Source organism: Mucilaginibacter sp., assembly GCF_036383575.1.
GTDB lineage: Bacteria > Bacteroidota > Bacteroidia > Sphingobacteriales > Sphingobacteriaceae > Mucilaginibacter.
Window position 1 is genome coordinate 1 of sequence record NZ_DASVOB010000269.1, and the last position, 4,548, is coordinate 4,548.

The following is a 4,548-nucleotide window of genomic DNA, read 5'->3' on the forward strand; positions in this document are numbered from 1 at the left end:
GCTAAGCCTGCTATGAGCCTCCCTGCAATTAAATTTACGCAATCAACCAGTTTGTTTAACGTTTTGCCGGCTGCAAAGATCAACAGTACCCCGCTTTCTTTTGAAGATCTGAACCAGGCCTATGGCTTTGTGTTATATCGCACAACCATTAACGGCGGCAAATCTGGCCTGCTTAAAATCAAAGACCTGCGCGATTATGGCCTGATCTACGTAAACGGCAAACGTGTGGGTATTGTAGACAGGCGTAAATACCAAGATAGCCTTACGATCAATTTGCCTAAAGGAAAAGTAACACTGGATATTTTAGTTGAAAACCTTGGTCGCATCAATTTTGGCCCGTACCTGCTTAAAAACAAAAAAGGTATTACGGAGAAAGTACTGTTTGCAGGCACCGAAGTTAAAAACTGGAAAATGTATTCATTGCCTTTTGATGATATCAATAAAGTGAAGGTAAATGCATCAGTGAAGAAAGCAGTTGCTAATAATGCGCCGCAACTGAAAAAAGCCGTTTTCAAGGTTGATAAATTAGCCGATACCTATCTTGACATGAGCAAATGGGGCAAAGGTATTATTTGGATCAACGGGCATAACTTAGGCCGTTACTGGTATTATGGTCCGCAGCAAACGGTGTATGTGCCTGCTGAGTGGTTGAAGAAGGGCGATAATCAAATTACCGTACTCGAACTGATAAAACCATCAGAGAATACTTTGAATGCTATTGATCATCCTATTTTGGATGTTTTAGGGAAGTAAGCTCCCTTGCATTTGTAAATCCCATAAAAAAAGGATGTCGCTTTTCGGAGTGACATCCTTTTTGTTTTTGAAGGAGGCTGTATCATAAAATCATGATCAGCTTTTTTGTCGTATTCAGCTACTTAAGCGATATAATATAGCTTTGGGTTGACTCTACTAACAAAAGGGGGTTAACAGGGTTAACATAATTTAGGGTTGACATTTGTGTATGTGTCTTATAGTCAGATTTTTGAGTGTTTTTTATGCGGAAAGCCTGTTAACCCTTTTGATTGAAGACTGAAGCTGGAAGCTTCAGCTATGCCGGGTCACAGGTTACGCTGTCGCTAAACCTGCGACAGTTTCTAATTTACAACAAACGTATTGAACGAATCGGCCTCCAAAACCGGGCTGATTGTTTTGTTGCCTACTTTGATGGTAACCTGTTTTTTATTTTCGCCCTCGTTTTGCACTATCAGGATAATGGTGTTATCCGGGTTTTTAAAGGCAAGCATATTGTTGAAAGCACCGCCGGTGCTTAGCATTACCGCGCCGGGTTTTACGTAATGGCTCAGGTGCTTAAATAAGTAATATTCGTGATTAAACTTATAGGTGCGGGAGGTTGTATCAACGCTAACCAGCGAGTTTTGATGCCATCCCCAGTGACTGATGCCGCCTTCGTTCAACGAAATGTTCCAGTACATGTAGGCATTGGCGCCGCTGTTAAAATAGTGCTTCATGAGGTCCCAGGTGTAACGGCAGTATTTCCAGTCGTTTTGGCCATCGCCGCACTCCTGTTCGCTTTGATATAGGGTAAGGTTAGGATAACGTTGATGGATGCCTGCAATAGCGCCTTTGCCTGCCCATTGAAAGCCCATGCCTGTTATAAATTTGCTGCTTTCGGGACTGGTTAAAAGCGTATCGGCCAGTTTCTCGTTAGGGCGTTCATCTGTACCAAAAAATACTTTTACGCCTCTCTGCTGCATCTGCGGGCCAAGATAGCTTACAAATTTGGCCAGGCCATGAGCAGTCCAGGTACAGCTCGGGAAGATCTGGGCCGAGTTAAACTCATTTTGTGGCATCACCATACCAATGTTAATACCCTGCTTTTTATAAGCGTCAATAAACTTGCCGAAGTAATTGGCATAGGTGGTAAAGTACTTATCGTCCTGTACAAACATATCAGTACCTTCTTTACCAACCTGGCTGGGCTCAAGGCCGTTGGTTACATTACTAAAATCCATCCCGGTTAGTTTGTGGCCGCTGGCTTCATACTTTTGGATCATTTCTTTTGAGGGTACCATCGCGGCAGCATAATGTTTATTACGCTTGAGCCATTGCGGCGGGCTCCATGGTGATGCCCATAATGCCAGTTTAGGATTATATTTTTTAGCTTCTTTTATAAAAGGGATCAGCGTTTTAAGGTCATGCGCTATGCTGAAATTTTTCAGGTCGAAATCACCGTCAGTTTCATCGTATGAATACCAGTCGAGCGAAAAATCATTGGCACCGACAGGCATCCGGCAAATGGTAAAGTTTGCGCCAACATTAGGGGCAAACAGCTCCTTCATGATAGTTTGCCTGTCCTTTGCGCTTAATAATTGTAATGACGTATAGCCAAGCTCATTAAAGCAACCGCCAAAGCCCTCAACTTTTTGCAGTGTTTTATCGGTGAATACTTCAGCATCGGCAGCCTTACCGTTTTGAGCAGCCGGTATTTTATGTTTAACCTCCCAATTTGATGTGCTTGTGGTTGAAACCCATTCGCCGGTTTGGGCGAGAGCAGTGGAGTTAGCGGCCAAAAAAATGCCGGGTAGCAGCAGAACGCGGCACAAGGAGTTTAGTTTATTGCCCATACATTAAGTTTAAATTGTAATTGGTTGAACGAAAACACCCTGCATAGGATCGCAGCCGGTTTTCGTTCTAAAAATAAACAATATATGAGATTTTAACAATCGATTGCGTGAATAAAATTCGACCATTAATTTTTTGTATGTTTTAATAAATGTACGCCAATGAGGTATGGCATTATAAACGGAATTGCAGGTATAGCAACAAGAAAACCGACGGTACCGAATGGTTCGGGCCAGTAGGGAGGGAGTACAACCAGCACCATACCGGCTAAACCGAAAATAATATAGTACCGGCATGCAACCGGGTTAAAAAGCCCCGTAACTTTTAGCGAAACGGCAAAAAGTACTGTGCCGAGGTACATCAATAACACCTCGGCTATACTGATCACATAAAACAAACTTTTTATGGATTCATACAGATCGGGGCGTTTTGCTGCACCTAATTGTATGAAAGCCCGGAATGCATCCGTCAGGTAGTATCCCCAAAAAGCCATGTTGATGATAAAGAGCGGTAACGAAATATTGATCGCTGCCGAAGCCATTGCCGAATACAGATTTTCGCCCGCCGCCTGTAATTTTACTTTCAATAATGCGGAGCCAAGCGCAAATACGATGCCTCCTGCAATGAGTATAGTATACCTGATCTGCTGCTCGGCAGCGGTATTAACCCACCCTTGTAAGGTAGCAGGAGGCGGTCCCATCCCCGCGAAAATCGAAAACAAGAGCCAGGGTGTAAACAGCAATAAAGCGGTAATTACTTGTTGCTTTATCTCCCGGTTATGGCTCTTAAGGTGATAGCCACCCAGGTTCCATGCTGCAGTTATCATTAAACATGCGTTAATAAGCCAAACCGGTAAATAAATTTTATAGCTTACATGGCCTATGCCGAAACCAATAGCAACAACTATCAATGGTACAAGGCATAAATAAACGAGGCTTAGTTTCTGTTTAAAAGAGAGTGTCTTCATTGTTATTAGAGTGACAGGGTACTTAAAACTTTTTGTAATAATCAAGCGGAGGGCCAACCCTTTCAAAACCATGTTCCTTTCTGAATTTATCAAGTTCGGCTTCGGTTTTACCCTTCATCAAGCCATCGCTTAAGGCCTGGAAACAAGCTTCCATTTTACCGGCAGGCTGAAACGTGGTGATCATTTTAGCAGGCGTATCATCGTCTATTTTAGTAAAGGTATGCGGGATACCCCGCGGGCCGAATACACTATCGCCGGATTTGGCATGAAAAAGTTGATCGCCTACTTTGATCTGAAACTCGCCTTCCAAAATGTACCACCATTCATCCTGCTCGTAATGCACATGCAGGTTTGGCCCGCCTTTTTTAACCCGGGTTGATTCATAAACATACAGGTCGCCATCAGTATCGGCGGTTGAAACTTTGGTGTAAAAAGTATCGCCTTCAAACAGGTGTATCGGTTTTGAGGCACGGTCATTCCCCGAATCAATTTTATAACCTTTCTTTTCCCTGACTTTGGACAGGATTTTGGCAATTCCTTCAAAGGGTATAGCCAAAAGTGCTGTCGCACCTATCGAAGTGTGTATAAAAGTGTTGCGTTTCATATAGGTGTAGGTTACTCTTGATCTATTATTTACGGGTAAAACTCAGTACAGTATCAAAAAGCTCTTTCCCTCCAGCACTTTCGTGCCACTCAAGCTCATAATGATCACTGTCGGTAAATTTCAGGAGCGCGTGAAATTTTCGCAGGGCTCCCGGCGGCAGGTTTGGTCGGTTCGGTGACAATGTTTCTCCATCATAAGTAATGATCTTTGTTGTTGGGTCATAAACCCCTTCTAAAGAAATGATGCCTGTTTCAAATTCATTGTTGATATAGGAGGCAACAAATTTCTTTTTAACATTGTCATATCCCAGCAGCATGGTTTCATGCAAGGTAATCAGTTTCCCATCCGACCATGGCATAGGAATGTCCTGGCCGGTTACTTCAGTTGTGAAATA

4 protein-coding genes and 1 pseudogene are annotated in these 4,548 nt (G+C 43.1%); 1 reads left to right on the forward strand and 4 read right to left on the reverse strand.

The window, feature by feature from the left end:
• A pseudogene (locus tag VF500_RS09550) lies at positions 1-753 on the forward strand (beta-galactosidase); the annotation flags it as partial.
• Positions 754-1,094: 341 nt separating this feature from the next.
• On the opposite strand, the gene VF500_RS09555 reads toward VF500_RS09550, so the two are convergent.
• The 4 genes from VF500_RS09555 to VF500_RS09570 form a co-directional block, all read right to left on the reverse strand.
• A complete protein-coding gene (locus VF500_RS09555; protein ID WP_330859457.1) occupies positions 1,095-2,585 on the reverse strand; it encodes a glycoside hydrolase family 30 protein in 1,491 nt (496 codons plus the stop codon).
• A gap of 125 nt (positions 2,586-2,710) precedes the next feature.
• Positions 2,711-3,550: a hypothetical protein gene (locus tag VF500_RS09560; protein WP_330859458.1), complete on the reverse strand. Its 840-nt coding sequence runs from the start codon at positions 3,548-3,550 to the stop codon at positions 2,711-2,713.
• A gap of 22 nt (positions 3,551-3,572) precedes the next feature.
• A complete protein-coding gene (locus tag VF500_RS09565) occupies positions 3,573-4,154 on the reverse strand; it encodes a cupin domain-containing protein (protein ID WP_330859459.1) in 582 nt (193 codons plus the stop codon).
• A 25-nt stretch (positions 4,155-4,179) separates the two neighbouring features.
• Positions 4,180-4,548, reverse strand: a 369-nt coding sequence (locus VF500_RS09570; RefSeq protein ID WP_330859460.1) for a DUF1579 family protein, incomplete at its 5' end; no start/stop codon positions are given.

Excerpts from the sequence above, each read along its gene's own strand:
- VF500_RS09555 (WP_330859457.1), bottom strand. The coding sequence starts at position 2,585 with ATGGGCAATAAACTAAACTCCTTGTGCCGCGTTCTGCTGCTACCCGGC.
- VF500_RS09565 (WP_330859459.1), bottom strand. The coding sequence starts at position 4,154 with ATGAAACGCAACACTTTTATACACACTTCGATAGGTGCGACAGCACTT.
- VF500_RS09560 (WP_330859458.1), bottom strand. The coding sequence starts at position 3,550 with ATGAAGACACTCTCTTTTAAACAGAAACTAAGCCTCGTTTATTTATGC.